Origin of the sequence: Campylobacter concisus (assembly GCF_003048985.1) — a bacterium.
GTDB classification, from domain to species: domain Bacteria; phylum Campylobacterota; class Campylobacteria; order Campylobacterales; family Campylobacteraceae; genus Campylobacter_A; species Campylobacter_A concisus_AY.
Genome location: NZ_PIRS01000009.1, coordinates 39,376 through 65,497 on the forward strand (window position 1 = coordinate 39,376; position 26,122 = coordinate 65,497).

Below are 26,122 nucleotides of genomic sequence, written 5' to 3' on the forward strand. Positions count from 1 at the left end.
ATTTTAGTTTAAGGAAAAGAAATGCGTATTTTAATAGTAGAAGACGAAGTAACGCTAAATAAGACGATTGCTGAGGGGTTGCAAGAGTTTGGTTATCAGACAGATAGCTCTGAAAATTTCAAAGACGCTGAGTACTACATCGGCATCAGAAACTATGACTTAGTTTTGACTGACTGGATGCTTCAAGATGGTGACGGCGTTGATCTTATAAACATTATAAAACATAAATCTCCACGCACTTCAGTTGTAGTTCTTTCTGCAAAAGACGACAAAGAGAGCGAGATAAAAGCGCTTAGAGCTGGTGCTGATGACTACATCAAAAAACCATTTGATTTTGACATTTTAGTAGCTAGACTAGAGGCTAGACTACGCTTTGGTGGCACAAATATCATTAAGATAGACGAGCTTATCATCAACCCTGACGAAGAGAAGATCACATATCTTGGCCGCGACATCGAGCTAAAAGGTAAGCCATTTGAGGTGCTTACTCACCTTGCAAGACACTCAGATCAAATCGTATCTAAAGAGCAACTACTTGACGCTATCTGGGAAGAGCCAGAGCTCGTAACTCCAAACGTTATAGAGGTTGCTATCAACCAAATCCGCCAAAAAATGGACAAACCACTAAATATTTCGACAATAGAAACTGTTAGAAGACGCGGATATAGATTTTGCTTTCCCAAAAAAGCTTAAGAAATAGATTTATACTGCAATTAGCATCTGGTGCGATGATGCTAATTGCCGTTGTTTCGGTGATGCTCTATCACTACATAAGAGTCACCGTTTTTCAAAGCGTAGTTAGTGAGCTAAACCAGCAAGCCACAGCATACAAGAACAATCCTCAAAATTTCAATCCAAACAATCTAAAATCTTTTACTATAGAAATCCCAAACAAAACTCTAGCCACCGTAAAAGCAGGCGAGCTTAAAGGTGAAAAGCCCTACCTTGTGATGCAAAAGATAAAAGATAAGAGCATAACCACTCTAACAACAAGGCTAGATGACAGCAGCTACTTAGTCCTAGAAAAAGAGACGACGCTTCAAAGCCAGATAGTCGAAGAAATTTTTATAGATATTATAATCGTAAATGTCACAGCGATACTTTTGGTGCTATTTTATGCACTATTTTTATCAAGAATGCTTTTAATACCTATAAAAATTTTAAGTCACAAGCTTACAAATTTAGATGAGAAATTTCTAAAAGAGATCGATATCAAAAGCCTGCCAGATGAGTTTTTATCACTTGGTAACAGCATAAATAGGCTAATTACTCGCATACAAACTTTTGTCTTATACCAAAAAGAGCTTTTTGTAGGCGTTGCACACGAGCTAAAAACTCCACTTGCCGTCATGAAAACCAAAAACGAGGTGACACTTTTAAAGCCAAGAGATAGCGAAAAATACATAGAAGCGCTAAAATCAAACAACGAAGCGATCAACGGCATGAACGCTATGATAGGCTCAGTCCTTGAGATAGGTCGTCAAGAGGGCGCGCAGTTTGAAGAGCCAGTAAATACCGACGTGATCGCATTTTTGAAAAAACTTGGCAAAAACTACGAGGTGCTCGCAAAAGGCGAAGAAAAAAATCTCGCACTCGATCTAAAACCAGAAATTTTTAACCTAAATATCCAAACCAGCCTGCTAACTCACATAGTGCAAAATTTCGTCCAAAATGCTATCAAATTTTCTCCAAAAAATAGCACTATTACGATTAACTCAAGGCTTGAAAAGAGCAAATTTATCATCGAGGTTACCGACGAGGGCGTGGGCATAGACGAGAGTAAGGACTTGTTTGCTCCATTTAAAAGATACGGCAACAAAGGTGGTGCTGGACTTGGACTATTTCTCGCAAAAGGCGCAGCACAGGCACTTGGCGCTGAGATATCTATCAAAAATAGAGAGAACACAAACGGAGCAGTTGCAAGCCTCGTTTTAAATTTAAAAGGATAAAAAATGGCAAAGAGAACCGCAGTGATCGATCTTGGCTCAAATTCTATGCGTATGGCGATATTTGAGCGCACATCACGCTTAGCATTTTTTATACTAGCTGAATACAAAACCAAAGTGCGACTAGGCGAAGGTGGATACGGCTCAAACAACGAAATTTCAGAAGCTTCAATGCAAAAAGCGATCAAAGCTTTTGGCGAATTTGATAACATCATAAAAAGCTACAAATGCTCCAAAGTCCTATGCGTAGGCACTTCAGCGCTTAGAGATGCTCCAAACTCAAGCGTTTTGATCTCTCTTTTAAGAAAAAAACTTGGCATAAATTTAAAAGTGATTGACGGCAAGGAGGAGGCTACTTTTGGAGCGATAGCGGCTAAAAATTTGCTTCATAATCTAGCCGAGTGCGTCACTATCGATATCGGGGGAGGCTCGACCGAGCTTGCTAGGATAAGTAACGGCAAGATAGTTGATGTCCTCTCGCTTGATATAGGCACAGTGAGGCTAAAAGAGCTGTTTTTTGATAAGAAAAATTTAAACAAACTACCAAAATTTCTATCGCAGATCACGGCGCAGATAGATGAGCGATTTAAGTGCCCAAATTTAATAGCGATCGGCGGCTCTTTAAGAGCGATCTCATCAGCCATAATGAGTAAAAATTTATATCCGCTCTCATCACTGCATGGCTTTTGCTACAAGCTTAGCGACGAGCAAGCCTACATCGAGAGCATCGCAAACGTGAGCGTGCTTGAACTAAATAAATTTCCTATAAAAAAAGATAGATATGACACCATTAGAGAGGGCGCACATATATTTTTAGCCCTTGCCAAGGCGCTAAACGCCAAAAACGTCATCACAAGTGGCGTTGGCGTAAGAGAGGGCGTCTTTTTAAAAGATTTTTTGCGCCCAAGTCTTAAATTTCCAGAAAATTTTAACCCAAGCGTCAAAAGCCTACAAGATCGCTTTATCCTCTCTTGTAACAAAGCCGTGGCAAGATACGCAAAGGATATTTTTGTGGCGCTTAAAAAGCTTCATGGGCTAAATGAGAGCTATCTTGAGACGCTGCTAATTGCCGCAAAGCTCCACAACGTCGGTCAAGAGATAGGCTTTTATGGCGATCACAAAAACTCAGCCTATATCATACTAAATGCCCTAAACTACGGCTTCTCGCATGAGCAAAAGGCACTAATAGCCGCAGTCATCGGCACAAATGGCAAGAAAAATATTTATGAGTTTGAAAAGTATAAAAATTTATTACCAAAGGCTGAGTGCGTAAGGTGGCTAAGCTTCATCCTTGCGCTAGCCAAGGCACTTGATATAACCTGTGAGAAGCTAAATTTAAGCTTTGAGTTTAGCGGCCACACACTAAAAATAGAGGGCGCAAAAGAATTTGCCATGGCAAAAGAAGAGATAAAAAAGATCGCAAAACCTGAAATTTTTGCCATTTCGTTTGTGTAGGGTAAAAGTAGTTGATATTTTTAAAAAACGCTAGTGTATTTGGGTAAATTTTAAATTTCTTTCATTTTTGTAAATTTGCTTTATTAAAACAGGTAAGTGTCAGGCAAATTTTAAAATTTCATGAACGAGTAATTTCGGCTCTAAAATTTGAGCTAAGCGGTAAGTGAAGCCAAATTTTAGTAGTCAATTCTTAGGGGTGAATGGAATTTTAAAATTTGCAAAATAGATTTTTAGAAATTTAAATTTTGCTTCTTTGTTAAGGGGGAAGAGGCTTGAATTACGGTCTGCTTGCAGTTGCGAGCTAGCGAAGCAAAGAAGTTCTCTTCCCCCTTAACAATCCCCTAACCCCGACAACGTTAGAAGTGGCATGCAATGGTGCATACGCACTGCATGCGGTTAAAAAAATACGATAAATTTTAAAATTTCATGAGCGAGCAATTTCGGCTCTAAAATTTGAGCTAAGCGGTAAGCGAAGCCAAATTTTAGTAGTCAATTCTTAGGGGTGAATGGAATTTTAAAATTTGCAAAGACAGCTTGACTAAGTTTGTAAATTTCTTTTTATCCAAAAGGGAGACAAGGGGACTTGAATTACGAGGCCGTCCCCTTATCCCCCTTTTTAAATCCCCTAAACCCCTCGCACGTTCAAGGGGCATGCGATAGCGTTTTGCGCCGCATGCGTTTTATCATCATGTAAGTGTCAAGCAAATTTTAAAATTTATGAACGAGCATATCACGGCTCTAAATTTAGTGCTAAACGAAGTGCAGCCTAAATTTAGTAGTCTGCTAAGGCGAGTGAGTAAGATTTTAAAATTTGCGAAAATGCTCTTCTAAATTTTTAAATTTAGTAGCAAAACGGGACTAAAATTCCCCGCTCATTTTATCTTTGTAGTTATTTAGGCTATTTTGACGCTCTTGTAAAAATGAGCCAAGTTTTTTCTTATTTTCTTCAAAAAATACCGCAAAGTCCTGCTCATTTTGGATCTTATCCTCGCCAAAGCTATCAAGCATGACGTTTGAGCTGCCAACTATCACTAAATAGCGTCTATTTTCGTAGCTTAGAAGCATTAGCTTGTTTGTGCGATCAAGGTATTTTTCGTAGATGATATTGACGCCGCTATTTTGGTTTTTAAGCAGCCAGTTCATCGACTTTGTGTCGTTTTGTGGCTGATTTTGTGGTGTTTTAAACCCGCTAAAGTCACTACTTTTTGAAGTGATATATCTTTTAAAAACATATAAAAATATAAGAAGCGCGATGAGCACACTTAGGACGATGAAGTATCTCGAATCAATATTAACCATAGGTTCATTTTCTGTCTTTGGCGTGCTAGCAGTTTCTATCTTTGCGCTTGCTTGAGGCATATTTTGCACCTGAGTTTTTGTATTTTTTAGTGTTACGCGGATGCGAAGTCCGAAGCTGTCAGTTGTCTTTGAAGCATTTACGATGATCGCATCGTTTGAGCGTAAATTTAAAACTAAAGAGTTTTGCTTTGGCTCTATCTCTAGCTCTTGAATGATCTTTGAGTTTATATCCTTGCTCGCGCTTTGATCGTAGCTTAGAGAATTTAGTATCAAAGAGGTCGTATCTTTTTCTCGCTTTTGAAAGATGTTGCCCTCGTAAGGCGCATCAAAGCTAAGCATGATATCAACCCTGTCGGTGCGCTCATAGATGTTGTATGTTAGCAAGTTTGAGGCAAATATCTGCGTAGCAAAAAGCACAAAAAATAGTATAAATTTCATAAAAGTTCTTTTTTGAAGTACTGAATAACTGACTTTGAGTCCAAAATTTCATTTATCCTGATGGCTAAATTTTTCTCATAAACCATTACTTCGCCTTTTCCAAAAATTCTATTATTTATATATAGCTCCACGCTCTCGCCAGCTGGTTTTTCGAGGTCTATGACCGAGCCAGCTTCAAATTTCAAAAGCTCATTTATGCTAACTGTGGTAGTTCCTAGCTCAGCTATAAAATCAACGCTTATATCCATAAGCTCATCATAGCTCTTAAAAAGCCCTAGCTGTTCTAGTGTCTCTATCGCACCTTCGTCGTTCATTGTATCTTGTAGCCTATTTGAAATGTTCTATTTTTTATCTTATATATAAATTTCTCTTTTAGCTTTATGCCAAAATTCTCAACCTCGCCCAAAAATTCAGGCGTTCCGAGTTTATAAGCATTTGGCTCTTTTTCATTTAGCAAATTTTTAGCCTTGCCGATGATCTGATTAGCTATCTCTTTACAAAGATCGTCCAGATCGCCACCATCGACATCTTCATGACCAAAAAAGGCATTCATGAAAATTTTCAAAGTATCTTTTTTAAAAAATAGATAAAACTGATACTCGCTTTTGCCCTTATAAACTGGTATGCTAGCCCCGTAAAATCCCTTACCAAGGCTCTTGCCAACCTCTAAATCCAGCCCCAAAGTATCCTTGCAAAGATAGCTCGTGGCTTCATCTATAACTTTTCTCATATCTCTTCCTTAAGACTTGAAATGCGCGTTAATTATACTTTGGTTTTACTAAATTAGCTATAAATTTATTAAGCATTTTAAAAGAGTTTATCGACCTCTTTAACTAGCTCTTTTACGCTAAATTTGGCGCAAAGCTTGACTATTTGCGTGCCTATGATCGCAGCGTCAGCATATTTTTTCACTTCACTAACATCATCTTTATTTTTGATGCCAAAGCCCACAGCCACTGGTAGATCGCTCTTTTTCTTAAGCTCTAGGACTAAATTTTTTATCCTATCCTCATCGGCTCTTTTTGAGCCGCTAACGCCGATAGCACCTAGCACGTAGATAAATCCTGAGCCAAATTTTAATATCTCATCCGCCCTGCCCCCAGAGGTGACGCTAATAAGTGGCACAAGGCATAAATTTAGCTCCTTGCACTTTAGAGCAAACTCCTCGCACTCCTCACAAGGCAGATCCGGCACGATAAAGCCACTCACTCCAGCTTCACGTGATCTTTTTAGAAATTTATCAACGCCATAAGCAAAGATGATGTTGTAATAAACTAAAAAAACAAGCGGCTTTGTCACTTTTGCCTTGCAGCTCTCAAGCATATCAAAGACAACGTCGGTATTTACGCCACTTTGAGCTGTCTCAAAGCTAGCTTGCGCGATGAGTTTGCCATCAGCCAGTGGGTCAGAGTATGGGATGCCGATCTCAAGCAGATCAAGCGCGCTCTCATCTAAATTTTCTAAAAATTCCTTAGTTTTCTCTAGGCTTGGATATCCAGCCACGATGTAGCCGATGTTTGCTTTTTTGCTGTTAAATGCGCTTCTTACCTTATCCATAAATTTTTCCTTTTTCGTAGCCGATAACTGTGTTTATGTCCTTATCACCCCTGCCTGAGATATTTACGACGATGACGCTTTTTTTATCAAGTTTTGGGCAAAGCTTCTCCAGATACGCCACCGCATGCGCGCTCTCGATAGCTGGGATGATGCCCTCCATCTTGCTTAGAAAATACAACGCATTTATGCACTCATCGTCGGTCACAGCTTCATATCTTACCCTTTTGATGTCGTTTAGATGGGCGTGCTCTGGGCCGATACCTGGGTAGTCTAGGCCTGCTGAGATGCTGTGAACTGGCGAGATCATGCCGTATTCATCTTGCAAGACCGTCGTTTTCATGCCGTGGATGATGCCGGTTTTGCCTTTGCTAAGCGTAGCTGCGTGATAAGGGGTATCTATGCCAAGGCCGCCAGCTTCTATACCTACTAAATTTACGATATCATCGTCCAAAAATGCGCTAAAAATGCCAATAGCATTACTGCCGCCACCAACGCAAGCGATGACGTAGTCCGCCTTTTTGCCATAATTTTCAAGCTGGGCTTTTGCCTCTGTGCCGATCACGCTTTGAAAGTCACGCACGATCTTTGGATATGGGTGTGGGCCAACGGCTGAGCCGATGACATAAAATGCACTCTCTATCTCATTTACCCACGCTTGTATGGCCGCAGTAGTCGCCTCTTTTAGCGTTTTTAAGCCATCTTCTACGCTCACCACTTTTGCGCCAAGAAGCTGCATACGAAAGGCATTTAGCTGCTGTCTAGCCACGTCTGTTGCGCCCATATAGACATCACACTCTAAACCAAGAAGTGCCGCTGCAGTCGCTGTTGCCACGCCGTGCTGACCGGCTCCAGTCTCAGCTAAAATTTTCTTTTTACCCATCTTTTTAGCAAGTAGCGCTTGAGCCAGGGCGTTATTTATCTTGTGCGCGCCCGTGTGGTTTAGATCCTCACGCTTGAGGTAAATTTCATGTCCGTAGTGCTCGCTTAGGCGCTTTGCAAAAAAGAGCGGACTAGGCCTGCCAACGTAGTTTTTCAAAAGATCATCAAGCTCGTCTTTAAACTCTTTTGTCTTTGCGATGCTCTCATAAGCATTTTCTAGCTCATCAAGGGCAAACATCACCGTCTCAGGCACGAACTGCCCGCCAAATTTTCCAAAATACGCCTTACTATTCATCTTCTACCTCGCCTATGATCTTTAAAATTCTCTCTATCTTTTTCGCATCTTTTATGCCGTTTTCGTCCTCGACTTTGGAGTTGATATCGACTAGGTATGGCTTAAATTTCAGCGCTTCTTTGATATTGTGCTCGCCTATACCCCCAGCCATGCCAAATTTAAATTTAACCTCTTTTAAAATTTCCCACTCAAAGCTAGTGCCGTTTCCGCCAGCATTTTCGCCCTTGCAGTCAAAAAGCGCCATGTCAAAATGCTTAAAATCAACCTCTGGCAAGCTATCTTTCACGCTAAAAACCTGCCAAATCTCAAGCCCCATATCTTTTAAATTTGCCTCTAAATTTTCACTCACCACTCCATGCACCTGAGCCACGTCAAGACCAGCAAACTGGCAAATTTCCATTATCTCACAATCACTTTGCTCCGCAAAAACTCCAACTACTTTTTTACCCTTGCTGTGGGCAAATTTCGCTATCTGCCTAGCTAAATTTAGCTCGACCCTTCTTTTGCTTTTGGCAAAGATTAGCCCGATAAAATCAACATCCAAAGCGCAAACCGCACTTGCCTCATCTAGCGTTTTGATGCCACAAATTTTAACTAGTGCCATTAGCCCCAGCCTTTATAAACTCTTCATAAAATTTATACGCCTTACCTGAATTTATTGCCTCAAGCACCATTTTTTTGGCCTCGTCTGGGCTCTTTGCGCCATCAGCCGCGTAGAGTGCAAACATCGCGTTAAAGACCACTATGTCAAATTTTGCCCCCTGCTCCTCGCCTTTTAGCGTGCGGATCAAGGTTTTGGCGTTTTCTTCAGGTGTGCCGCCCTCGATGTCGCTGTGAAGCGCTCTTTTAAAGCCAAACTGCTCTGGCGTGATGCTGTATTCAAAAATTTCGCCATTTTTTAGCTCCACAACGCTTGTTTCATTGCAAAGCGTGATCTCATCAAGCCCATCATCGCCGCGAACGACTAGAGCATGCTTTCTGCCAAGGATTTTAAGCGTCTGGGCGTAGAGTTTTAGAACAGGCTTATGATAGACGCCAACTAGCTGGTTTGTAAGGTTTAAATTTGGATTTAAAAGCGGTCCAAGCACGTTAAATACGGTTCTTATACCAAGTCTTTGGCGCACTTCTCTCACCTCGCCAACTAGCGGATGGAAAAATGGCGCGTGGAAAAAGGCTAAATTTTTACTAGCTAAATTTTCACGCTGTTTTGCCAGTGATTTTTCACTTTTTACGCCTAAAATTTCAAGCACATCAGAGCTGCCTGACTTGCTTGAAACTGCCTTGTTGCCGTGTTTTGCGACCTTTATGCCAAGGCTTGCAAGGATAAATGCCACCGTGGTTGAGATATTTATCGTCTTAAAGCCATCGCCTCCAGTGCCGCAAAGATCGATCATAGGTGTATCGTCGCGGTAAGTTTGCGAGTATTTTAGGATATTTTTTGCAAGCGCAGCGAGGCTTTTTGGGTATAAGCTCTTTTCGCTAATGAGCACCAAAAGGGCTGAGAGCTGCACGATCTCGTACTCTTTGCTGGCTATTATCTCGCAAATTTGCTCAAAGTCACTATCATCAAGTGGGATATTCTCTTGAAGCTTGATAAGATAGGGCTTAAGTGAGCGGATTTTAGGCTCTTTTACCTCTTCTTTTGCCTTGTAATTTACAAAATTTTCAACGATCTTTTTGCCGTATTGCGTAAAGTAGCTCTCAGGGTGAAACTGGATGCCAAAGATCGGCTTATCTTTAACGCTGAGCGCCATAACTACGCCATCATCGCTCACCGCATCGGCGCTTAAGCAAGCTGGGAGCTCATCGACATAGAGCGAGTGGTAGCGCATAACCTCAAAGCGCTCAGGCAGCCCTGCAAAGAGTGGCTCTTTGTTTTTCACGTCGATAAATGAGGTCTTGCCGTGAAGTGGGTCGTCTAGTCTTTTTATCTTTGCACCAAAACTAAGCCCTATGGCTTGGTGTCCAAGGCAAATTCCAAGCACTGGCACGCCAAGGTCTGCTTTTAAAATTTCTAAGCAAACTCCGCTATCTTTTGGGTGCTTTGGCCCTGGGCTTAGGATGATCTTACTTGGGTTTAGTTTTTTGATCTCTTCAAGCGTTATCTTGTCGTTTCTAACGCATCTAACCTCTTCGTTTGTGAGCTCTTTTACGTACTGCTCAACGTTGAAGACAAAACTATCGTAGTTATCTATAAGTAAAATCAATCTCTATCCTTTTAAATTTAGCGGCGATTGCGCGGACTAAATATTATAAATTTAGGTGAGATTATAACTAAAAGAAATTTTAATTAGGCTTTTGTGCGGCTCTCGTAGGCTTTTAAGAGTGAGAGCATATCGACATTTTCTAAATTTACACCAGTTGGCACGCCCTGAGCGATCTTGCTAAATGAAATTTCACTCATGCCAAGCTTATCCTCGACGTAAAGCATGAGCGCGTCTGAATTTAGCCCTGGCGTAAAGGCGAAAACGACCTCTTTTGAGCCATTTTGCTTGATAGCACTTCGTAGCCTCTCTATGGCGTCCTCGTCGATCTCGTCAAGCACGAAGTAAAGGCCATTGTAGATGCCATTTTGCTCAAAAACCAAGATATCTTTTGGGCTCTCAACTAGCAAGATGACCTCGCTATCCCTGCTCTCGTCGCTGCAAATGTCGCAAATTTCATTTTCGCTTAACCCACCGCAACGCTCGCAACGCTTGATAAATCTCACCGCATCCTCGATATTTTGCGCGAGCCTTAGCCCTGCAAAGCTATCTTGCATGCAGACAAAGTAGGCAAATCTTGCGGCTGATTTTTTACCGACACCTGGGAGCTTAGCAAATGACTCAGTTAGCTCGTTAAATTTCTCTAAGCCCCTTTTCATGCGCGTTTTGCCTTTGCTCGAAGTAAAATTTTAAAGACGTGATAGCCGTCTTCGTAGTCATAAACTAGTTCAAATTTTTGCATCTGGCAAATTTGCTCGATGATGTAAAGTCCAAGCCCCATGCCACTTCCCGCACTCACCTTGTCGCCTCTAACAAAGGCTTGTTTGTAGTAATCAATCGGATGATTTAGCTTTTTGCCTAAATTTTTAACTGCTATAAATTCGCTATCGCAGATCAAAATAGCCTTTTTATCCTCTGCGTATTTTAGGGCATTGTCTATCAAATTTTTAATCGCCAAACTAAAAAGCTGAAAATCCACTCTTAATATGACGTCATCTCTGATGTCGCAGCTCACTCGCTCTTCAAATTTATCAAGCATGAGCATATCTTGCACCTGCTCTAAAATGAGCGAGAAATGGCACTCTTGATAGTTTAGCGCGTAGCTTTTTGAAAGAAGCTGCTCGACCTTACTAAATTCATTTATCAGCATCTCAAGGCGCTCAAAAACGTTTATTAGCCTCATCTTTTGAGTGTCGTTTGCGACCATCTCAGAGACGATCCTACCCTTGCCTATAGGCGTCTTTAGCTCATGCATGATCGCACGTAAAAATAGCTGCCTTGAGCGAATGAGCTCTCTGATCTTGCAAACGGCGTTATCAAACTCGACCGCAACCTGCCCGATCTCATCTTGCTCGTTTTCATTTAGCCTAGCAGTCATCGCCATCTCCATGTTACCGCTGGCAAATTTCCTGATATCTTTGCTAAGTCTTCTAAGCGGTAAAAGGCTTCTAAGCACCGAGACATAAAGCGAGATAAGTAGAGCTGAGATGATCAAAAATGCCACCCAAAGCGGGTCATTTACGTGCCTTGCGTCGTTGCTCTCAAGCAAGAGCTGAAAAGATGGATTTTTGATAAGCAGATACAAATCGCCTTTGTAATTAACCGACTGCATCATACCAAGAGGCGTGTGCTGCGTAAAAATGGCGTTTCCGCTTGTAGTAACTGAGGTGGCTAAATTTTTATTGCCGACGTATTCTAAGTTGAAATTTTTAAAGTAGTGCTCCAAATCTCTTGGAGGATTACCACGCTCGTAAAGCGCCACAAGATAGTTCATGGCGCTTATTTGCTTATCTTTTAGCTTCTCAAGCGCACTTTCTTGCTGAATGTTTGCAAATGTCACAAAGAGCAAGCACATCAGCGAGAAAGCGATGGCAAAGATGATAGTTATCTTGGTGGTTATGGAGTATTTCATCCGATAAGCTTATATCCTATGCCTCTAACTGAAAATATATGTTTTGGCGCTTTTGAACTATCGCCGATCTTTGTTCTAAGGCGTCCGATGATGACATCTAGGCTCTTTGAGTCCTTATCTTTTAGGCTCTTGCAGTTATAAACTAGCTGCTCTCTTGATACTGAAAAGCTGTGCTGTTTGATGAGATAGGTTAAAATTTCATATTCAGCTGGTGTAAGTGCAAGGGCTTCATTATTAAAGTAAATTTCATGGCGCTTGTCGTCTATCCTAAATGCGCTATCAACGACCTCTTCTTGAACTTCGTTTGTCTTTTTATATCTTCTAATAAGACTTGTGATACGAGCATACATCTCTTTTGGATCGTATGGTTTTGGCAAATAATCATCCGCTCCAAGCTGAAGTCCGACGACCTTGTCGCTGATATCACTGCGAGCTGAGCTTATGATGATAGGGATGTCGTATTTTTGGCGAATTTCTTTACAAACTTCAAGACCATCAATGCCCGGTAATGTAAGGTCAAGTATGAGCAGGTCATAGTTTTTTATGCCGGCACTTAGCCCTAGATATGGGTCTTCAAAGTTAGTCACTTTTATATTAAAACTATCAAGATATTCAGATAAAATTTGTGCAAATTCTGGATCGTCTTCTATCATTAAAACGTTAATCATAAATCATCCTTTTCATTGAAAAATAGTAGAGATTATACGGCAAAAATGTAAATTTTTTTTTAAATTTAAACTTTTTTGGATAAAATCTCACATTTAAAATAAGCTTAATAAACAAGGAAAAATGTGGAGTTTGATTATTACGAGATCCTTGAAATTTCAAGAAATGCAACTGGCGACGAGATAAAAAAAGCCTTTAGAAAGCTCGCTTTAAAATACCATCCAGACAGAAACGCTGGCGACAAAGAGGCTGAGCAGAAATTTAAACAGATAAACGAAGCCTATCAGGTCTTAAGCGATGAGCAAAAGCGCTCAATATATGACAGATACGGCAAAGAAGGGCTTGAGGGTAGATTTGGCAGTGGCGGCGGCTTTAGCGCTGATTTTGACCTTTCAGACATTTTTGACTCGTTTTTTGGTGGCGGTTTTGGCGGTGGCGCTAGACAGAGAAAAAGACGAAGCGAAAAATACTCAGCCGACCTTGAAATTCCTATAAATTTAGAGTTTAACGAAGCTGTTTTTGGCTGCGAAAAAGAGATCAAATTTGATCAAAAAGTGCCTTGCCCAACATGCAATGCAACAGGTAGCAAAGATGGCAAAAACAAAACTTGCCAGCACTGCGGCGGAAGCGGCAGAATCACACGTGGAAATGGCTTTATGAATATCGTTCAAGAGTGCCCATACTGCCACGGATCTGGCGAAGTGATAAGCGAGCCATGTCCTGACTGCAACGCAAAAGCCTATAAAATCCAGCAACAAAGCGTCAAGATCACGATCCCAGAGGGCGTTGATAGTGGCATGAGGATGAGGGTCGCTGGTAAAGGTAACATCGGTGCAAACGGCGTTCAAGGCGATCTTTACGTGAGCATAAACGTAAAAGAGGACAAGCACTTCATCCGCCACAACGACGATGTTTATATAGAAATTCCAGTCTTTTTCACCCAAGCCGTTCTTGGCGAGAGCATAAAAATCCCAACACTTCGCGGTGAAGCCGAGCTAAAACTGCCAGTTGGCGCGAAAGATAAACAGCAATTTATCTTTGAAAATGAGGGCATCAAGGGCGTAAATTCACGCAAAAAAGGCAGACTTGTAGCTCAAATTTCTATCCAAACGCCTGATAAGCTAAGCGACGAGCAAAAAGAACTTTTAAACAAGCTTCAAGCTAGCTTTGGCATAGTTTCAGGCAAGTCAAGCACCGATGAGAGCGTCTTTGACAAGATAAAAAGCTGGTTTAAAGGCGACGAGCCAAAAGGCAAAAAGAAAAAATAAATTTAGATTTGTGGCGTTAAATTTGGCATCACAAATTTAAACATAAATAACAAATAATTTTGTATATAAAGCATTAATAATTCTATAACTTAATTTAATAAGTTATAATCACATTTTTCAATTATTTAATAGTCTTAATCATAATGTAATAGGAGGAATTATGAAGAAAAATACAGTCAGCAAAAAAATAGCTATAAGTATGATTTTAGTCTTATTTGTCAGCTTTGCCATAATACAGTCCATCATAAGCAAAGAGTTCAAAGATACTACTTTAAATTTAAGTGAAGAAAATCTAAATATGTTAAGTCTATCAATAGCTCAAACTATCCAAGCTACAATGAACTCTGGCGATTCTGCGATGATAAATAAATCCATACAAGAAGCAGCTAAGATAAATGGTGTAAATACAATAGACATCTACCGCGCTAATAGCGTTAGTGAGATATTTAGCTTAGAACAATTAAATATAAAAGATCAAATTATAGCTGATCAATTTAATAACCCAAAAGATTTAAATTTAAATATCGAAAATGATAAGGGACATTTTTTACGACTAATTAGGCCATTTAAAGCCAAAAACGAATGCATTACTTGCCATGCAAATGTCAAAGAAGGTGATGTATTGGGAGTAATGGATTTAACGTATTCTTACCAATGGATAGATGAAGATCTTAGTGAAAAAAGAAATATATTTATAGCCACATTTGTCTTTGCTTTACTAATCACCACCGTAGTTGTGCTCTTAATGCTTCGAAGCATAGTAGGTAAGCCTATTTCTGAACTGTCCAAAAAGACAAAGGATCTATCACAGGGCGAGGGTGATCTAACCGCGAGAATACAAGTAAAAAGTAATGACGAAATCGGACAAGTATGCCACGACGTAAATAAATTTATCGAAAAGACCCAAGATACTATAAAAACAGTCAAGGACATAGCACATAATGTAGAAATGCAGACTAAAGACCTAGGACAAAGTGCTAAAAATCTATTTGAATCTTCAAAAGAAGATAAAAAACAGGCCAAAACCTCAAATGAATTGACAAAAAGTGTTGGTAAAACTCTAGAAATATCAAAGAATATCTCAATACAAGCATCGTCATCAAATAAAGAATCTTATATTGAGCTTGAAGAAATGATAACAAATCTAAAAGATGTGGTTTCAAAAGTAAATACCGCAAGTTCAAAAGAACAAGAGATGGTTTATGGTATAAAATCAGTAGTAACTCAAACAGAAGAGATACGTAAAGTTTTGGAGATGATACAAGATGTATCAGACCAAACAAATCTCCTTGCTTTAAATGCAGGCATAGAAGCTGCACGAGCAGGAGAGAATGGGCGTGGCTTTGCCGTGGTAGCAGAAGAGATACGCATTCTAGCAGAGAAGTCAGAAAAATCTCTTGATGAGATAGGCTCTATCACTAAAAAAATAGTGGAAAGCATAAACGAGCTTAGTAAAGATTTAAATGCTAATGCGGCTAGTATCGTAACGTTAAGCACTGATGCAAACAACCTAATGAGTAAAGCCGAAAGCACTAAAGAGCGGACACTAAAATCTATAGAAATGTCAAACGATGTTGAGCATAAAGCTATCGAGATAGGTGAAAGTCTAGAAAAACTATTAGACGAAATGGATAGCCTTGTGACACTTTCTGATAGAAATGAAGAAATTTCAAATAGTCTTATGCAAGTCGTTGAAAATTTAAAAAATGCTTCAATGACACTTGAGAAGGATCTAAGTAAATTTAAAGTTTAAAATTCAAAATTTGAGCTAAGCTGCAAGCGAAGCCAAATTTTAGTCAATTCTTAGGGGTGAATGGATTTTAAAATTTGCAAAGCAATCTAATCAAATTTAAATGTTTGTTTTCTTTGTTAAGGGGGAAGAGGCTTGAATTACGGTCTGCTTGCAGTTGCGAGCTTGCGAAGCAAAGAAGCTCTCTTCCCCCTTAACGATCACTCCGACAACGTTAGAAGTGCATGCTTCAGTGCTTCGCACTGCATGCGGTTTATTTTTAGAAAATTCTGACAAGTTTTAAAATTTATGAGCGAGCATATCACGGCTCTAAATTTAGTGCTAAACGTAGTGCAGCCTAAATTTAGTAGTCTGCTAAGGCGAGTGAGTAAAGTTTTAAAATTTGCAAAGACAGCTTTATTAAATTTGTAAATTTCTTTTTATTCAAAAAGGGTGACAAGGGGACTTAAATTACGAAGCCGTCCCCTTATCCCCCTTTTTAAATCCCCCAATCCCCTCGCACGTTCAAGGTGGCATGTTTCAGTGCTAAAGCACTACATGCATTTAAAAACCATGGCGAAAATTTCTTTATCTAGTCATCGTCAAGTAAATTTTAAAATTTCATGAACGAGTAATTTCGGCTCTAAAATTTGAGCTAAGCGGTAAGCGAAGCCAAATTTTAGTAGTCAATTCTTGCGAGTGAATGGAATTTTAAAATTTGTCGCTACGAACTAAAAATTTAATTTTTACAAAAAAGATCAAGCGAATTTTAAAATTTACGGGCGAGCATATCACGCTTCTAAATTTAGTGGCAAAAATGAAGAATTTAAATTCAGTAAATTTTCAAGGCGAGTGCATAAAAGCGCATAAATTTAAAAGAAATTTTAGTGCCCGAAATATCAGGCACTAAATCCATAAATTTACTCGGTTGCAAGGTCTAAGTAATAATCAAGCTGGTCGCGTCTGATGATACGTATGAGGTTTGTGCTGCCCTCTACGCCTGTTGGGTGGCCAGCTGTTACAAGATAGGTCTTGTCATGCTCGACATATCCAGCGTCGTAAGCCTTTTTGATGACATTTGCAAGAAGGACATTTAGCTTTGTCTTTTCAAGCACAAGCGCTGGCGTCACGCCCCAAGCAAGGGTAAGCATGTGAGCTGTCTGCTCGTCGTGTGCGATAGCGATGATGTCGATGTTTGTGCGGTTTCTAGCTAGCTTTATGGCTGATTTGCCTGAGCCTGTGATAGAGAGTATCGCATTTGCCTTGATGCGAACAGCCAGCGAAGCTGCGCTATTTGCGACCATGTCAGTCTCGTCAAAAAAGTCAAATTCGTCAAATTTATTGTATGGATAGATGCTTTGCGTTTGGATGATCGTTTTGCTCATCGCCTCTACGACTGCGACTGGGTTTTTGCCGATCGCGCTCTCCTCGCTTAGCATAACCGCATCAGTGCCGTCTAGCACGGCATTTGCCACGTCGCTAATCTCCGCTCTTGTAGCAGTTTCATGCTCAGCCATGCTTAGCATCATCTGCGTTGCTGTGATGACTGGCTTGCTGGCTGCATTTGCCTTTTTGATGATGAGCTTTTGTATGGTTGGCACATTGTAAAATGGCACTTCTATGCCAAGATCGCCACGAGCTACCATGATACCATCGCTCTTTGCGATGATGTCGTCTATGTTTTCAACCGCGTCAAATTTCTCTATCTTAGATAAGATAGCCGCTTTGGAGCCAAATTCTTTTAAGATATTTCTCGCTTTTATCACGTCATTTGCGTCTTGCACGAAGCTAATGGCGACGAAATTTACGCCGTGTTTTGCGCCAAATTCCATATCTTCTTTATCTTTTGGCGTGATTATCTCGATACCAAGGGTGGTATTTGGGAAATTTACCCCTTTGTTTGAGTTTAAAATCCCGTCATTTTCGATGATCGTTTTTACTACATCTTTGCCCTCACCTGTAACTCTTGCTCTGATCGAGCCGTCGTAGAGATAGACGTACTCGCCAGCCTTTAGCATAGGTAAAATTTGAGGCTGATTTAGGCTCACTCTATAAACTCCCTTTTCGATCTTTTCACCGACGATATCCTCTGCGTAGATGCTAAGCTCGTCGCCAGCTTTTAAGTAAAATGGCTCGCTAAGCTTGCCAACTCTGATCTTTGGACCGCAGATATCTTGCAAGATGCCTATGCGTTTGTTTAGTCTTTTTTCGATGTTTCTTATCTTATCGATGTTTGATTTGTGGTATTCGTGTGTTCCGTGGCTAAAATTTAAACGAAAGACATTAACCCCTGCTTTAACCATCGCTTCCATCGTCTCTTCGTTGTCACTTGCTGGCCCTAAAGTCGCTACAATTTTCGTCTTTTTTATCATTTTTATGCCCTGTAATTTGATTTTTGCGATTATAACACATTTTAATAATGTAAATTTTTTGTATAATATGCAAAATTTTTAAAGGAGAGAGTATGAATAAATTTTTATTAGCATCTCTTGGCCTAGCAGCTCTTGCTTGCGCTGCCATGGGAGATGACAAAGTCTATAAGCTCAAGCTTGCAACCTCATGGGAGAGCACTATGCCAGTGCTTGGTGACGTGCCAAAAGAGCTAAAAGAGAAGGTCGAAAAGATGAGTAACGGCCGCATCGAGATCAGGATCGACTACCCATCAAAGCACAAGTCACCTTTTGCGATGCTTGACTTTGCAAAGAGCGGTCAGTACGACATCGGCTACACAGCTAGCTACTACTACAAGGGCAAAGACCCTAAGACAATGTTCTTTACAGCGACACCATTTATGATGAATACCGACGAGCAAACAGCTTGGTATGAATTTGGCGGCGGCAAAGAGCTAGAGGCGAAAGTTTTTGACCCATATAACATCAAAATTTTTAGAGCTGGCAACACTGGCATGCAAATGGGCGGCTGGTTTAAAAAAGAGATCAAGTCAGTTGATGATATCAAAGGCTTAAAGATAAGAATTCCGGGCTTTGGCGGTGAAATTTACGCTAAACTTGGCGCAAATATCAACACTATCCCAACTGGCGAGCTTTACATGGCACTTGAGATGGGCACGATCGATGCAGTCGAGTGGGTTAGCCCAGCTTATGACATGGCACTTGGCTTCCATAAAGTGGCAAAATACTACTACACAGGCTGGCAAGAGCCAGATGGCGAAACTCAGTTTTTCTTCAACAAAAATGCGTATGAAAAACTTCCAGATGATCTAAAAGCGATCTTCGAAGCGGCTGCTGCTGAAGTGGCAAGAGATGTGAATACTAAGGTATTTTACGCAAACGTAGAGTACTGGGACAAGATGAAGGCTGAGTATCCAGACATCCAAGTAAAATCTTTCCCACCAGAGGTCATCGCAGCTCTTAAAAAGGCTACAAACGAGCTACTTGATGAAGAGAGCGCAAAAGATCCACTATTTAAAGAGATCGTCGAGTCTCAAAGAGCTTTCCTCAAAAAAGCAAGAGAATGGACTAAAATTTCTGACTACGCTTACATCAAAACAAACGAAGAGAAATAATCACAGCAGGGAGCTCTCCCTGCTTTTTACTCTAAATTTGCCAAAGTAACTCTGGCAAATTTAATTTTACCCTTAACAAGGCATTTTTAAAACTTCTACCACTTCACCTTTTGCGATAAATTCTGTCTCTTTAGGGATGATAAGCAGTGCAGCTTCGTTTGTTAGGTTATTTACAATCGCCGAGCTACCAAGCTTTTTGCCGTTTAAATTTACAAAGATCTTGCCATCTCTGTTTTCTAAATTTACCGCTGTAAATTCCAAAAATGGCGAGCGTTTTTTGTAGTCTTCGTCCATTATCGCCGTGATCTTTGGCTCTTCTTGGCTAAACCAAGTGTTTATAAGCACTCTTACATAAAGCACGCACATAACCATCGCCGAATACGGAAATCCAGGTAGCGCAAAGATGTATTTATCGCCTGATTTTGCCACTCTGATGTGGCGGCCTGGTTTTATCGCAGCGCCTTCGATGATGAGCTTAAAGTTTTCATTTAAAGCGCCCTTTACAAAGTCATAGTCTCCCATGCTGATACCACCAGTCGTCACCAAGATATCGGCTGATTTTAGCGCATTTATGATCGCTTTTTCGACAAGCTCGGCCTTATCTCTTACGATCTCACAAAGGATCGGCTCCGCGCCCATTTTGCGTATCTGCATAGCGATGCCTACGTGGTTTGAGCTGTGAATTTGCGCTGGACTATCAAGCGGCTCGCCAAGGTCTTTTATCTCGCTGCCAGTTGCTAGTATCGCCACTCTTGGGCGGATAAAGACGCTTACGTGAAAGACGCCAAGCTCGGCAAGAAGCGCGATCTCAGAGTATGTTAGGCGCGTGCCTTTTTTTATTAAAATTTCGCCTTTTTTGTAGCTCTCACCCACTGCTCGCACGGCAAAACCCTTTGGCACACTCTTTTTGATGATTATTTTTGAGCCGCTTACCTCGACATTTTCAACCGGCACAAGAGTGTCGGTGCCTTCGCTCATTAGCGAGCCGGTGAAGGTTTTGACGCATTTGCTGCTCTCTATATGTAGCCCTTTGTCACTACCTGCTGGCAGATCGGTGATGAGCTCAAGCTCGTTTAGGCCATCTTTAAAGGCAAAAGCGTAGCCGTCCATCGCCGAAACTGGCTTTGCTGGGTAGTTTTCAGCGGCTGTGACATCGTAGGCGATATTTCTATCAAGCGCATCTGTGATAGCTACCTTTTCGACCTTCTCCCACGCATTTATCGTATCTTTTAGAATTTTCAGGCTATCTGCATAGCTCATAAAATCTTTCATTTTTTGTCCTTTTTATGAAATTTTTGCATATTTTAGCCACTTCTGTTTTACAAAAAATTAATCTTTGTTTTATTTAATGATTATTAAAATGTCGTTTAAGAAATCAGTTTGGTTTTACCTTTACACAGGAATTTACATGAACAAAACACTACTTTACATTATCGCAGGTGCGAGCCTTGGCATACTTGGTCCAGTGCTCGTTCATTTTGGCAACCCAGCAAATATGGGCGTTTGCGCGGCTTGCTTTTTACGAGATAGCATGGGTGCGCTTGGCTTTCACCAGGCCAAAGTCGTGCAGTATCTAAGGCCTGAAATTTTAGGGCTTATCATCGGAGGCTTTCTAGCTAGCATGCTTTGGAGTAGAAATTTCACTCCAGTATCTGGTAGCGCGGCATTTTCTAGGTTTTTCTTAGGTGTGTTTGCGATGATAGGCTGCCTCATATTTTTAGGCTGCCCTTGGAGAGCGTTTTTACGTCTTGGAGGCGGAGATATGACCGCTATTGCTGGCGTTGTTGGCTTGTTTGCTGGCGTCTTTGTGGGACGAACTTTTAAGAAAAATGGCTACATTTTGCCTGAGAGCGAAACCACTGCAAAGGCTATCGGGTTTTTGCCGCTGATCATCGCTATTTTGCTTTTACTAGCACTTATCTTTGGTCTAAAACTTGGCGAAAATGGCGCATTATTTAGCTCAGAAAAAGGTCCAGGCTCACAGCATGCAAATTTATTTATCTCACTTATTTGTGCCATCATCATCGGCGCATTTATGCAAAAAAGTAAATTTTGCTCAGTGGGAGCTATCAGCAAAATTTTTGAGCGTGACTTCTCGATGTTTTATGGCGTCATCTCTATCATCGTCTGCGCAAGTATCACAAATTTAGTGCTAAATCAATACAAATTTGGCTTTGAAGGACAACCTATCGCTCACAATGATATGCTTTGGAATTTCTTAGGTATGACGCTCGCTGGCCTTTGCTTTAGTCTAAGCTACGGCTGCCCTGGCAAACATCTAGTGCAAATGGGAGCTGGAAATTTAAGCTCAGCTGTATTTGTTTTAGGCATGGGCGCAGGTGCTGCTATAAGTCATAACTTCGTGCTTGCAAGCTCAGGAGCTGGCATCACACCTTATGCTCCTTATGCCGTAGTGATAGGCTTTATCTACGCTATTTACGTTGGATTTTTCACTAAAAAAGCTTAACTAAATTTGGCTGCTCTTGCAGTCAAATTTACTTTTTTATCTATAAAATTTGTGTGAGATAAATTTTAGCTAAAAATAAGTTCTTAGGTTGTATAATCCAAAACTTATTTTAAGTTGTCAAAGTAGCTCAGCTGGTTAGAGCGCTGGTCTCATAAGCCGGAGGTCGGGAGTTCAATTCTCCCCCTTGACACCATAAATACCTAAACTACAATGTTTCTACAATATTATATTGCAGTCACCTTTCATAAAATATAGCTTAAAGTTTGTAGCAAAATAAAATTTTATGTAGCAAATTTTTAAGCTTGCAGTAATTTTAACACGTTTTTTGTAAAAATTTTAAAATTTTACCAAGACACCAAGACACCAAAAACCATTTGAGCTTATGCGGAAATTATAAAAAAATAACTCATTATATATATTATTTAAGTAAATATTAAAAATAAATTTTAATATTAAAAAAATACTTATTTTAAGTTGCCAAGAAACCATTTTTCCTTCTTGACACACTCATAAAATAATATCATCTATCAATATGCAAGCATCAAGTAATTTTTTCATAGTATGTATGATAATACTTACTTAGCAAACTCAAATTGAGTTTGCTGTAAGGTCTTGGCAGACGGCCAATATTTTTCTTTGGCCGAGCAAAAGAAAAATATGAAAACTTAGACGAAACTTTATTGATCAAAAAATGATTTTTTGTCAATAAAACGTCTAAGTTTTTCTTCGGAAGCTTTTAACGGTCGTCCGTTAAAAGCTTATATGCGGTTGATAATCTAGCATACCCTTCCGCCTTTTTAATCAAATTTTTGTATTTTTCCTCGCTTAGACGCTCCAGTCTCGTTACGTTTTTGCCGTCCTTTTCAAAGGTTACCGCGATGTGCTCGCCGTAAGCGGATAGATCCAAATGCCCCATCGCATTCAAGCGGTGATTAACAGAAACCACTACCACATCGCCCGAGCGGGCCAAATTTTCTCCGTCATAGCTATGTAGATCGTTAGACGCTCCAGACTGAAAGCCTCCTCCGTGAATCCATACCATTACCGCACGTTTTTTGCCATCATTCTTCGGCGCCCATATATTTAAATTTAAGCACTGCTCGCTCTGTGTCATTTCCGGGCCGGTAAAGAAAAACGAACGTCCGCCTATCGGAACTTGCGGACATACATCGCCGTAAGTTAAAGCCATTTTTACGCCCTGCCATTTTGCCACTTTTTGCGGCGGCATAAAACGCTCAGCCATGGCATACGCGATGCCTTTGTAGGTCAAAATATCGTTATGGATATAGCCTTGAATTTTACCAGCTTGAGTATGAACTACAGCGATGTCGCTACCGGCTTGGATCGGATCTTGACTCGCTAACACTGGCGCTATAAAGCCCAAAGCTATAGTTAGCAATGTCGTTCGTGCAAATTTGGTTGATAAATTTGGTTTCATGACATCCTCCCGTAAGATTAAGGTATGGTCTTATTGTAACAAACAACGCTAAAGCGCAAGGTTTTCCAAATTAGGAAACTAAAATTTAAAAATAAATCAAAATAGCGCTCAGATCGCCTAAAATTTCGCAAGCCACTCTTTTATCTCTTTTTCGCTCGGCCTCTCGCCAAAAGACTTTCCTGCTAGCCACTCGCCGCTTCCCGCCATTTTGGCTAAATTTTTATCGCTATTTTCAAGCCCTGAGCTATAAACGGTGCAAAACGGGATCACCTTTTTGCCGCTAAAATCGTTATTTTTTATAAACTCGTCGATCGGCCACGCAGCATCGTGCCACCAGATCGGATAGCCCACGAAAATAGCCTCGTAGCTCTCCCAGCCTTCGATTTTAGCGTTAGCCAAAGGCACTTTCCTAAGCGACGTATCATCATGCTCTCGACTAACGCGACTTTTTGGATCGTTGTAGTTTAGATCAGCGTTCGTGTAGGGCTGCACGGGCTTTAGTTCAACTATATTAGCACCTAAATTTTGTGCTATTAAATTTGCCGCTCTAGCCGTATTGCCGCCTGCTGAAAAATAGACTACGAGCGTCTTTTGGGGCTCAAATTTTATATTTCCTGCTGCACTTTCACCCGCCGCGAAGGAGCACATAACAAGCGCTCCAGCCATTATTTTGCTTAATTTTTTCATTTTATTTTCTTTCCTTTATCTCATCTGTTCTTGCCAAAATTTGACCGCCTCATCTAGCCAGCCCTGTGCTGCCGTGCCGGTGCCTAAGCCAAATCCGTGACCTAAATTTGCGTAGCTACGAAACTGCGTTTTAACGCCCGTAGCGGCTAAATTTCGTATCCGTCTCTCCATCACGCTGGGGCTTGCGATCCAGTCGTTTTCGCCAACGACGGCAAAGGTCGGCGGATCGTTTCGCGTAAAATCCGAATAGCCCGTATATTGCATTATCACGGCTGCAGGTAGTGGATGCGAGCCCTGCTCAAAAGCCTGCGTGCCGCAGCTTCCCAGCATCGCCGCAAGCCTAGCTCCGGCCGAGCCGCCCCACAGCGAATAAAACTCCGCTCCCACCTCAAGCTCCTTTGCGTGCTCAAAAATAAAGCTAATCGCACGAGCAAGGTCTTGCGCCCCGCTCCTAGCGCCCGGGCGGTAGATCAACGCAAAGGCGTTGTAGCCCTTTTTAGAAAGCTCAAGCGCGTGCGGGAAACTATCATGCATCGCGCCCACATAGGCAAAGCCGCCTCCGGCGACCACCACTGCAAACGGCTTGCCCCGCACGCCTTTAAAATAAAAAAGCCCAGTATCATTTTTGCGTGGATCGGCGGCTTTTTCGGTATTTGAGTAAATATCGTAAAATACCTGCTTGCCGGCTTTGGCGCGATCTTTTAGATAGTTTAAAATTTCAACCGTTTTATCGGCATCGATATGCTCGTACCACGTCAAATTTAGCTCGCCAAGCCGTCCGCCGCTAAAGTAACCAGCATCTGTAGGAAAAAGCAGCCTGCCGTAATCACCAAACGCCGCATCATGGACGACGTCTGAAATTTTGCTCTCTTTTGTAAAATTATCGTTCATCTGCCCTCCCGCTAACGCTGCCGCAAATAGCGCCGAAATCAAAAACTTTTTCAAATTTAACCTCTATAACCAAAAACCGCTAAAGACTTTTTAGGGCATCTCTTGCGTTTTGCAGCGCGACTTTTAGTTTGTCCGCATCGCCAGCCGCCGCATAAGCAGCCAAGCTAACGAGCGCTAGCTGTTTGTTGCTAAGCGCCCCGCTAAGCTTTGCTGCGTGCGGAAGCTCGTTAAAATTTATCATCGCTTGCTCCTTTGCCGAGCTTAAATTTAAAGCGAATAAAATAGCTAAAACAATTCTAAAAATTTTTACCGCATACCATTTGTTTTATTCGTTTTTACAAATTTTCTCCGTAAAACTGGGCTAGCTTTTTCATCACGACGTCCACATATTCTGGCTTATAGTAAGTTTCAATATGTAGCGCTCCGTCTATCTTAAAGTACTCCTTCTTCTGCGTACCGCTAGCGCCCGCGAAAGCTCGCTCGCTCATATAGGCGCTGTCGGCTTTGGAGCCTACCATCATCAAAAGCGGCTGATTGATTAGATCCATATTGCTCGCAGCGTCGAAGTTCATGAGATCTAGCAGACTGCTTTTGGTGTAGGCGAAGGTGGAGTTTGGATGCGCGTGCGTGCGGTGGTAGTATTTTAGCCCCTCGCGGTAAAGATCGTTGGTGATTTTGGCTATCTCCTCGTCGGTTATATCTGGATCCGGCACGTATTCAACCTCGCCCGTTAGCACCTCTTTGGCGCGTGCGTCGCTAGCGTCTTTTAGTCGTTGCTGGATAGTCGAAATTTGCGCGTCCAAAAAGCCGTTTCGCCTAGCTAGTCCGCTATCAAAAGCACTTAGCGTTGCCACGGCTTTGAAAATTTTATCAGTCTGCGCGGCTTTTAGCGTATATCCGCCGCCTCCGCAGATGCCTAGCACTCCGATACGGTCGCGATCTACGCCTTTAAATTTAAGCAAAAAATCGGCTGCCGCGCGGATATCCTCGATCCTGTTTGCAGGCGTATCGACGCAGCGCGGCATGCCCCCGCTAGCGCCCTGATAAGCCGCGTCAAAGGCGATCGTGACGTAGCCAAGCTCCGCTAGGTGCTGCGCATAGAGACCTGCTGTCTGCTCCTTCACACCGCCGTTTGGATGCGCCACGACGATGGCCGCGTAACTCTTGTTAGGATCAAAATTTGCGGGCGTATAGACGTTGGCCGCGATATCTAAGCCGCGAGATTTATAGCTTACCGGCGTCAAATTTACCTTGCCCGCCTCGTTTTTGCTTATCGCGTCGCCGTAAACCAGGCCGAACGGATTTTTAGCCGCATTTGCGGCAGCCTCTTTGCTCGGGTTGGCTAATGGGACTTTGAGTTTTTCTACCCTCTCGCCAGCATTGTTTTCTTTTGCATTTAAACTGCTCATAGCTACTGCTCCTCCTACTGAAATTTTCATAAAATCGCGTTTTTTCATTGTTTGCT

General features: G+C 41.4%; 23 protein-coding genes, 1 tRNA gene and 2 pseudogenes. 9 read left to right on the forward strand and 17 right to left on the reverse strand.

The features are described from left to right. Window positions 1-21 precede the first annotated feature (21 nt). From hsrA to CVS91_RS07145, 3 genes are read left to right on the forward strand one after another with little or no spacing between them, the layout of a single operon-like run. On the forward strand, window positions 22-693 hold the full coding sequence (hsrA, locus tag CVS91_RS07135; RefSeq protein ID WP_002942555.1) for a homeostatic response regulator transcription factor HsrA: 672 nt from the start codon (window positions 22-24) through the stop codon (window positions 691-693). A 38-nt stretch (window positions 694-731) separates the two neighbouring features. Continuing rightward, window positions 732-1,949, forward strand: a complete 1,218-nt coding sequence (locus tag CVS91_RS07140; RefSeq protein WP_199906247.1) for a sensor histidine kinase — start codon at window positions 732-734, stop codon at window positions 1,947-1,949. Between the two features lie 3 nt (window positions 1,950-1,952). Beyond that, window positions 1,953-3,401 carry a Ppx/GppA phosphatase family protein gene (locus CVS91_RS07145; RefSeq protein ID WP_107831258.1) on the forward strand — a complete coding sequence of 483 codons (1,449 nt, stop codon included), beginning with the start codon at window positions 1,953-1,955 and terminating at the stop codon, window positions 3,399-3,401. 858 nt (window positions 3,402-4,259) lie between these two features. Here the strand turns inward: CVS91_RS07145 and CVS91_RS07150 are convergent. From CVS91_RS07150 to CVS91_RS07195, 10 genes are all read right to left on the reverse strand, one after another. Continuing rightward, window positions 4,260-5,138 carry an excinuclease ABC subunit A gene (locus CVS91_RS07150; protein ID WP_103586188.1) on the reverse strand — a complete coding sequence of 293 codons (879 nt, stop codon included), beginning with the start codon at window positions 5,136-5,138 and terminating at the stop codon, window positions 4,260-4,262. Further along, the gene (gene fliN / locus CVS91_RS07155; RefSeq protein WP_002942551.1) at window positions 5,135-5,452 is read right to left on the reverse strand and encodes a flagellar motor switch protein FliN; all 318 of its coding nucleotides are present in this window, start codon (window positions 5,450-5,452) and stop codon (window positions 5,135-5,137) included. Before fliN ends, CVS91_RS07150 begins: the two co-directional genes overlap by 4 nt. Further along, window positions 5,449-5,868 (reverse strand): chemotaxis protein CheX, encoded by a 420-nt coding sequence (locus CVS91_RS07160; protein ID WP_107831260.1) that lies wholly within the window; start codon window positions 5,866-5,868, stop codon window positions 5,449-5,451. The genes fliN and CVS91_RS07160 overlap by 4 nt, the downstream gene beginning before the upstream one ends. A 77-nt stretch (window positions 5,869-5,945) precedes the next feature. After that, window positions 5,946-6,695 carry a tryptophan synthase subunit alpha gene (gene trpA, locus CVS91_RS07165; protein WP_107831262.1) on the reverse strand — a complete coding sequence of 250 codons (750 nt, stop codon included), beginning with the start codon at window positions 6,693-6,695 and terminating at the stop codon, window positions 5,946-5,948. Next, complete coding sequence (gene trpB / locus CVS91_RS07170; protein WP_107831264.1) at window positions 6,688-7,869, reverse strand: tryptophan synthase subunit beta; 1,182 nt, start codon at window positions 7,867-7,869, stop codon at window positions 6,688-6,690. The genes trpA and trpB overlap by 8 nt, the downstream gene beginning before the upstream one ends. Next, window positions 7,862-8,473 carry a phosphoribosylanthranilate isomerase gene (locus CVS91_RS07175; protein WP_107831266.1) on the reverse strand — a complete coding sequence of 204 codons (612 nt, stop codon included), beginning with the start codon at window positions 8,471-8,473 and terminating at the stop codon, window positions 7,862-7,864. Before CVS91_RS07175 ends, trpB begins: the two co-directional genes overlap by 8 nt. After that, window positions 8,460-10,076, reverse strand: coding sequence for an anthranilate phosphoribosyltransferase (gene trpD / locus CVS91_RS07180; protein WP_107831268.1), 1,617 nt, complete (start codon window positions 10,074-10,076; stop codon window positions 8,460-8,462). The genes CVS91_RS07175 and trpD overlap by 14 nt, the downstream gene beginning before the upstream one ends. 83 nt (window positions 10,077-10,159) lie before the next feature. Continuing rightward, on the reverse strand, window positions 10,160-10,732 hold the full coding sequence (gene recR / locus CVS91_RS07185) for a recombination mediator RecR (RefSeq protein WP_009294391.1): 573 nt from the start codon (window positions 10,730-10,732) through the stop codon (window positions 10,160-10,162). After that, on the reverse strand, window positions 10,729-11,985 hold the full coding sequence (locus CVS91_RS07190) for an ArsS family sensor histidine kinase (RefSeq protein WP_103580839.1): 1,257 nt from the start codon (window positions 11,983-11,985) through the stop codon (window positions 10,729-10,731). Before CVS91_RS07190 ends, recR begins: the two co-directional genes overlap by 4 nt. Next, entirely contained in the window at window positions 11,982-12,653 is a 672-nt protein-coding gene (locus tag CVS91_RS07195) for a response regulator transcription factor (RefSeq protein ID WP_009294394.1), read from the reverse strand. Before CVS91_RS07195 ends, CVS91_RS07190 begins: the two co-directional genes overlap by 4 nt. 123 nt (window positions 12,654-12,776) lie before the next feature. On the opposite strand from CVS91_RS07195, the gene dnaJ reads away from it, so the two are divergent. The 3 genes and pseudogenes from dnaJ to CVS91_RS10710 form a co-directional block, all read left to right on the forward strand. Next, on the forward strand, window positions 12,777-13,919 hold the full coding sequence (dnaJ, locus tag CVS91_RS07200) for a molecular chaperone DnaJ (protein WP_107831270.1): 1,143 nt from the start codon (window positions 12,777-12,779) through the stop codon (window positions 13,917-13,919). A gap of 298 nt (window positions 13,920-14,217) precedes the next feature. After that, window positions 14,218-14,814: pseudogene (locus CVS91_RS10705) on the forward strand (HAMP domain-containing protein); the annotation flags it as partial. 348 nt (window positions 14,815-15,162) lie between these two features. After that, window positions 15,163-15,672, forward strand: a pseudogene (locus CVS91_RS10710) (methyl-accepting chemotaxis protein); the annotation flags it as partial. A gap of 896 nt (window positions 15,673-16,568) precedes the next feature. Here the strand turns inward: CVS91_RS10710 and pyk are convergent. Next, window positions 16,569-18,020, reverse strand: coding sequence for a pyruvate kinase (gene pyk, locus CVS91_RS07215; protein WP_107831275.1), 1,452 nt, complete (start codon window positions 18,018-18,020; stop codon window positions 16,569-16,571). 92 nt (window positions 18,021-18,112) lie between these two features. Between pyk and CVS91_RS07220 the strand changes: the two genes are divergently transcribed. Then, window positions 18,113-19,174 (forward strand): TRAP transporter substrate-binding protein, encoded by a 1,062-nt coding sequence (locus tag CVS91_RS07220; protein WP_021089010.1) that lies wholly within the window; start codon window positions 18,113-18,115, stop codon window positions 19,172-19,174. Between the two features lie 72 nt (window positions 19,175-19,246). Here CVS91_RS07220 and CVS91_RS07225 read toward each other — a convergent pair whose 3' ends face one another. After that, on the reverse strand, window positions 19,247-20,446 hold the full coding sequence (locus tag CVS91_RS07225; protein WP_107831277.1) for a molybdopterin molybdotransferase MoeA: 1,200 nt from the start codon (window positions 20,444-20,446) through the stop codon (window positions 19,247-19,249). A gap of 136 nt (window positions 20,447-20,582) precedes the next feature. On the opposite strand from CVS91_RS07225, the gene yedE reads away from it, so the two are divergent. Together yedE and CVS91_RS07235 are read left to right on the forward strand one after the other, a co-directional pair. Further along, window positions 20,583-21,641, forward strand: coding sequence for a YedE family putative selenium transporter (gene yedE / locus CVS91_RS07230; protein ID WP_107831279.1), 1,059 nt, complete (start codon window positions 20,583-20,585; stop codon window positions 21,639-21,641). Between the two features lie 116 nt (window positions 21,642-21,757). Continuing rightward, a tRNA-Met gene (locus CVS91_RS07235) sits at window positions 21,758-21,834 on the forward strand. 543 nt (window positions 21,835-22,377) lie between these two features. On the opposite strand, the gene CVS91_RS07240 is transcribed toward CVS91_RS07235, so the two are convergent. The 5 genes from CVS91_RS07240 to CVS91_RS07255 all read right to left on the reverse strand — a co-directional run bounded on the left by CVS91_RS07240 (window position 22,378) and on the right by CVS91_RS07255 (window position 26,114). Continuing rightward, the gene (locus tag CVS91_RS07240) at window positions 22,378-23,079 is read right to left on the reverse strand and encodes a carboxylesterase family protein (protein ID WP_199906246.1); all 702 of its coding nucleotides are present in this window, start codon (window positions 23,077-23,079) and stop codon (window positions 22,378-22,380) included. A 117-nt stretch (window positions 23,080-23,196) separates the two neighbouring features. After that, the gene (locus tag CVS91_RS07245; RefSeq protein WP_107831281.1) at window positions 23,197-23,766 is read right to left on the reverse strand and encodes a flavodoxin; all 570 of its coding nucleotides are present in this window, start codon (window positions 23,764-23,766) and stop codon (window positions 23,197-23,199) included. Between the two features lie 15 nt (window positions 23,767-23,781). Next, window positions 23,782-24,657 (reverse strand): alpha/beta hydrolase, encoded by an 876-nt coding sequence (locus CVS91_RS07250; RefSeq protein ID WP_107831283.1) that lies wholly within the window; start codon window positions 24,655-24,657, stop codon window positions 23,782-23,784. Window positions 24,658-24,736: 79 nt separating this feature from the next. Continuing rightward, complete coding sequence (locus tag CVS91_RS10215; protein ID WP_159071404.1) at window positions 24,737-24,898, reverse strand: hypothetical protein; 162 nt, start codon at window positions 24,896-24,898, stop codon at window positions 24,737-24,739. 94 nt (window positions 24,899-24,992) lie between these two features. Continuing rightward, a complete protein-coding gene (locus CVS91_RS07255; RefSeq protein WP_234409686.1) occupies window positions 24,993-26,114 on the reverse strand; it encodes an alpha/beta hydrolase in 1,122 nt (373 codons plus the stop codon). Window positions 26,115-26,122: the final 8 nt, after the last annotated feature.

What these genes read in the sequence shown, in the direction of transcription:
- CVS91_RS07240 (WP_199906246.1), bottom strand. Translation starts at nt 23,079, where the DNA reads ATGAAACCAAATTTATCAACCAAATTTGCACGAACGACATTGCTAACT.
- CVS91_RS07220 (WP_021089010.1), top strand. Translation starts at nt 18,113, where the DNA reads ATGAATAAATTTTTATTAGCATCTCTTGGCCTAGCAGCTCTTGCTTGC.
- CVS91_RS07195 (WP_009294394.1), bottom strand. Translation starts at nt 12,653, where the DNA reads ATGATTAACGTTTTAATGATAGAAGACGATCCAGAATTTGCACAAATT.
- fliN (WP_002942551.1), bottom strand. Translation starts at nt 5,452, where the DNA reads ATGAACGACGAAGGTGCGATAGAGACACTAGAACAGCTAGGGCTTTTT.
- recR (WP_009294391.1), bottom strand. Translation starts at nt 10,732, where the DNA reads ATGAAAAGGGGCTTAGAGAAATTTAACGAGCTAACTGAGTCATTTGCT.
- CVS91_RS07255 (WP_234409686.1), bottom strand. Translation starts at nt 26,114, where the DNA reads ATGAAAAAACGCGATTTTATGAAAATTTCAGTAGGAGGAGCAGTAGCT.
- CVS91_RS07175 (WP_107831266.1), bottom strand. Translation starts at nt 8,473, where the DNA reads ATGGCACTAGTTAAAATTTGTGGCATCAAAACGCTAGATGAGGCAAGT.
- CVS91_RS07245 (WP_107831281.1), bottom strand. Translation starts at nt 23,766, where the DNA reads ATGAAAAAATTAAGCAAAATAATGGCTGGAGCGCTTGTTATGTGCTCC.
- yedE (WP_107831279.1), top strand. Translation starts at nt 20,583, where the DNA reads ATGAACAAAACACTACTTTACATTATCGCAGGTGCGAGCCTTGGCATA.
- hsrA (WP_002942555.1), top strand. Translation starts at nt 22, where the DNA reads ATGCGTATTTTAATAGTAGAAGACGAAGTAACGCTAAATAAGACGATT.
- CVS91_RS07160 (WP_107831260.1), bottom strand. Translation starts at nt 5,868, where the DNA reads ATGAGAAAAGTTATAGATGAAGCCACGAGCTATCTTTGCAAGGATACT.
- CVS91_RS07190 (WP_103580839.1), bottom strand. Translation starts at nt 11,985, where the DNA reads ATGAAATACTCCATAACCACCAAGATAACTATCATCTTTGCCATCGCT.
- pyk (WP_107831275.1), bottom strand. Translation starts at nt 18,020, where the DNA reads ATGATAAAAAAGACGAAAATTGTAGCGACTTTAGGGCCAGCAAGTGAC.
- CVS91_RS07225 (WP_107831277.1), bottom strand. Translation starts at nt 20,446, where the DNA reads ATGAAAGATTTTATGAGCTATGCAGATAGCCTGAAAATTCTAAAAGAT.
- trpB (WP_107831264.1), bottom strand. Translation starts at nt 7,869, where the DNA reads ATGAATAGTAAGGCGTATTTTGGAAAATTTGGCGGGCAGTTCGTGCCT.
- CVS91_RS07145 (WP_107831258.1), top strand. Translation starts at nt 1,953, where the DNA reads ATGGCAAAGAGAACCGCAGTGATCGATCTTGGCTCAAATTCTATGCGT.
- trpA (WP_107831262.1), bottom strand. Translation starts at nt 6,695, where the DNA reads ATGGATAAGGTAAGAAGCGCATTTAACAGCAAAAAAGCAAACATCGGC.
- CVS91_RS07140 (WP_199906247.1), top strand. Translation starts at nt 732, where the DNA reads ATGCTAATTGCCGTTGTTTCGGTGATGCTCTATCACTACATAAGAGTC.
- CVS91_RS10215 (WP_159071404.1), bottom strand. Translation starts at nt 24,898, where the DNA reads ATGATAAATTTTAACGAGCTTCCGCACGCAGCAAAGCTTAGCGGGGCG.
- CVS91_RS07250 (WP_107831283.1), bottom strand. Translation starts at nt 24,657, where the DNA reads ATGAACGATAATTTTACAAAAGAGAGCAAAATTTCAGACGTCGTCCAT.
- CVS91_RS07150 (WP_103586188.1), bottom strand. Translation starts at nt 5,138, where the DNA reads ATGAAATTTATACTATTTTTTGTGCTTTTTGCTACGCAGATATTTGCC.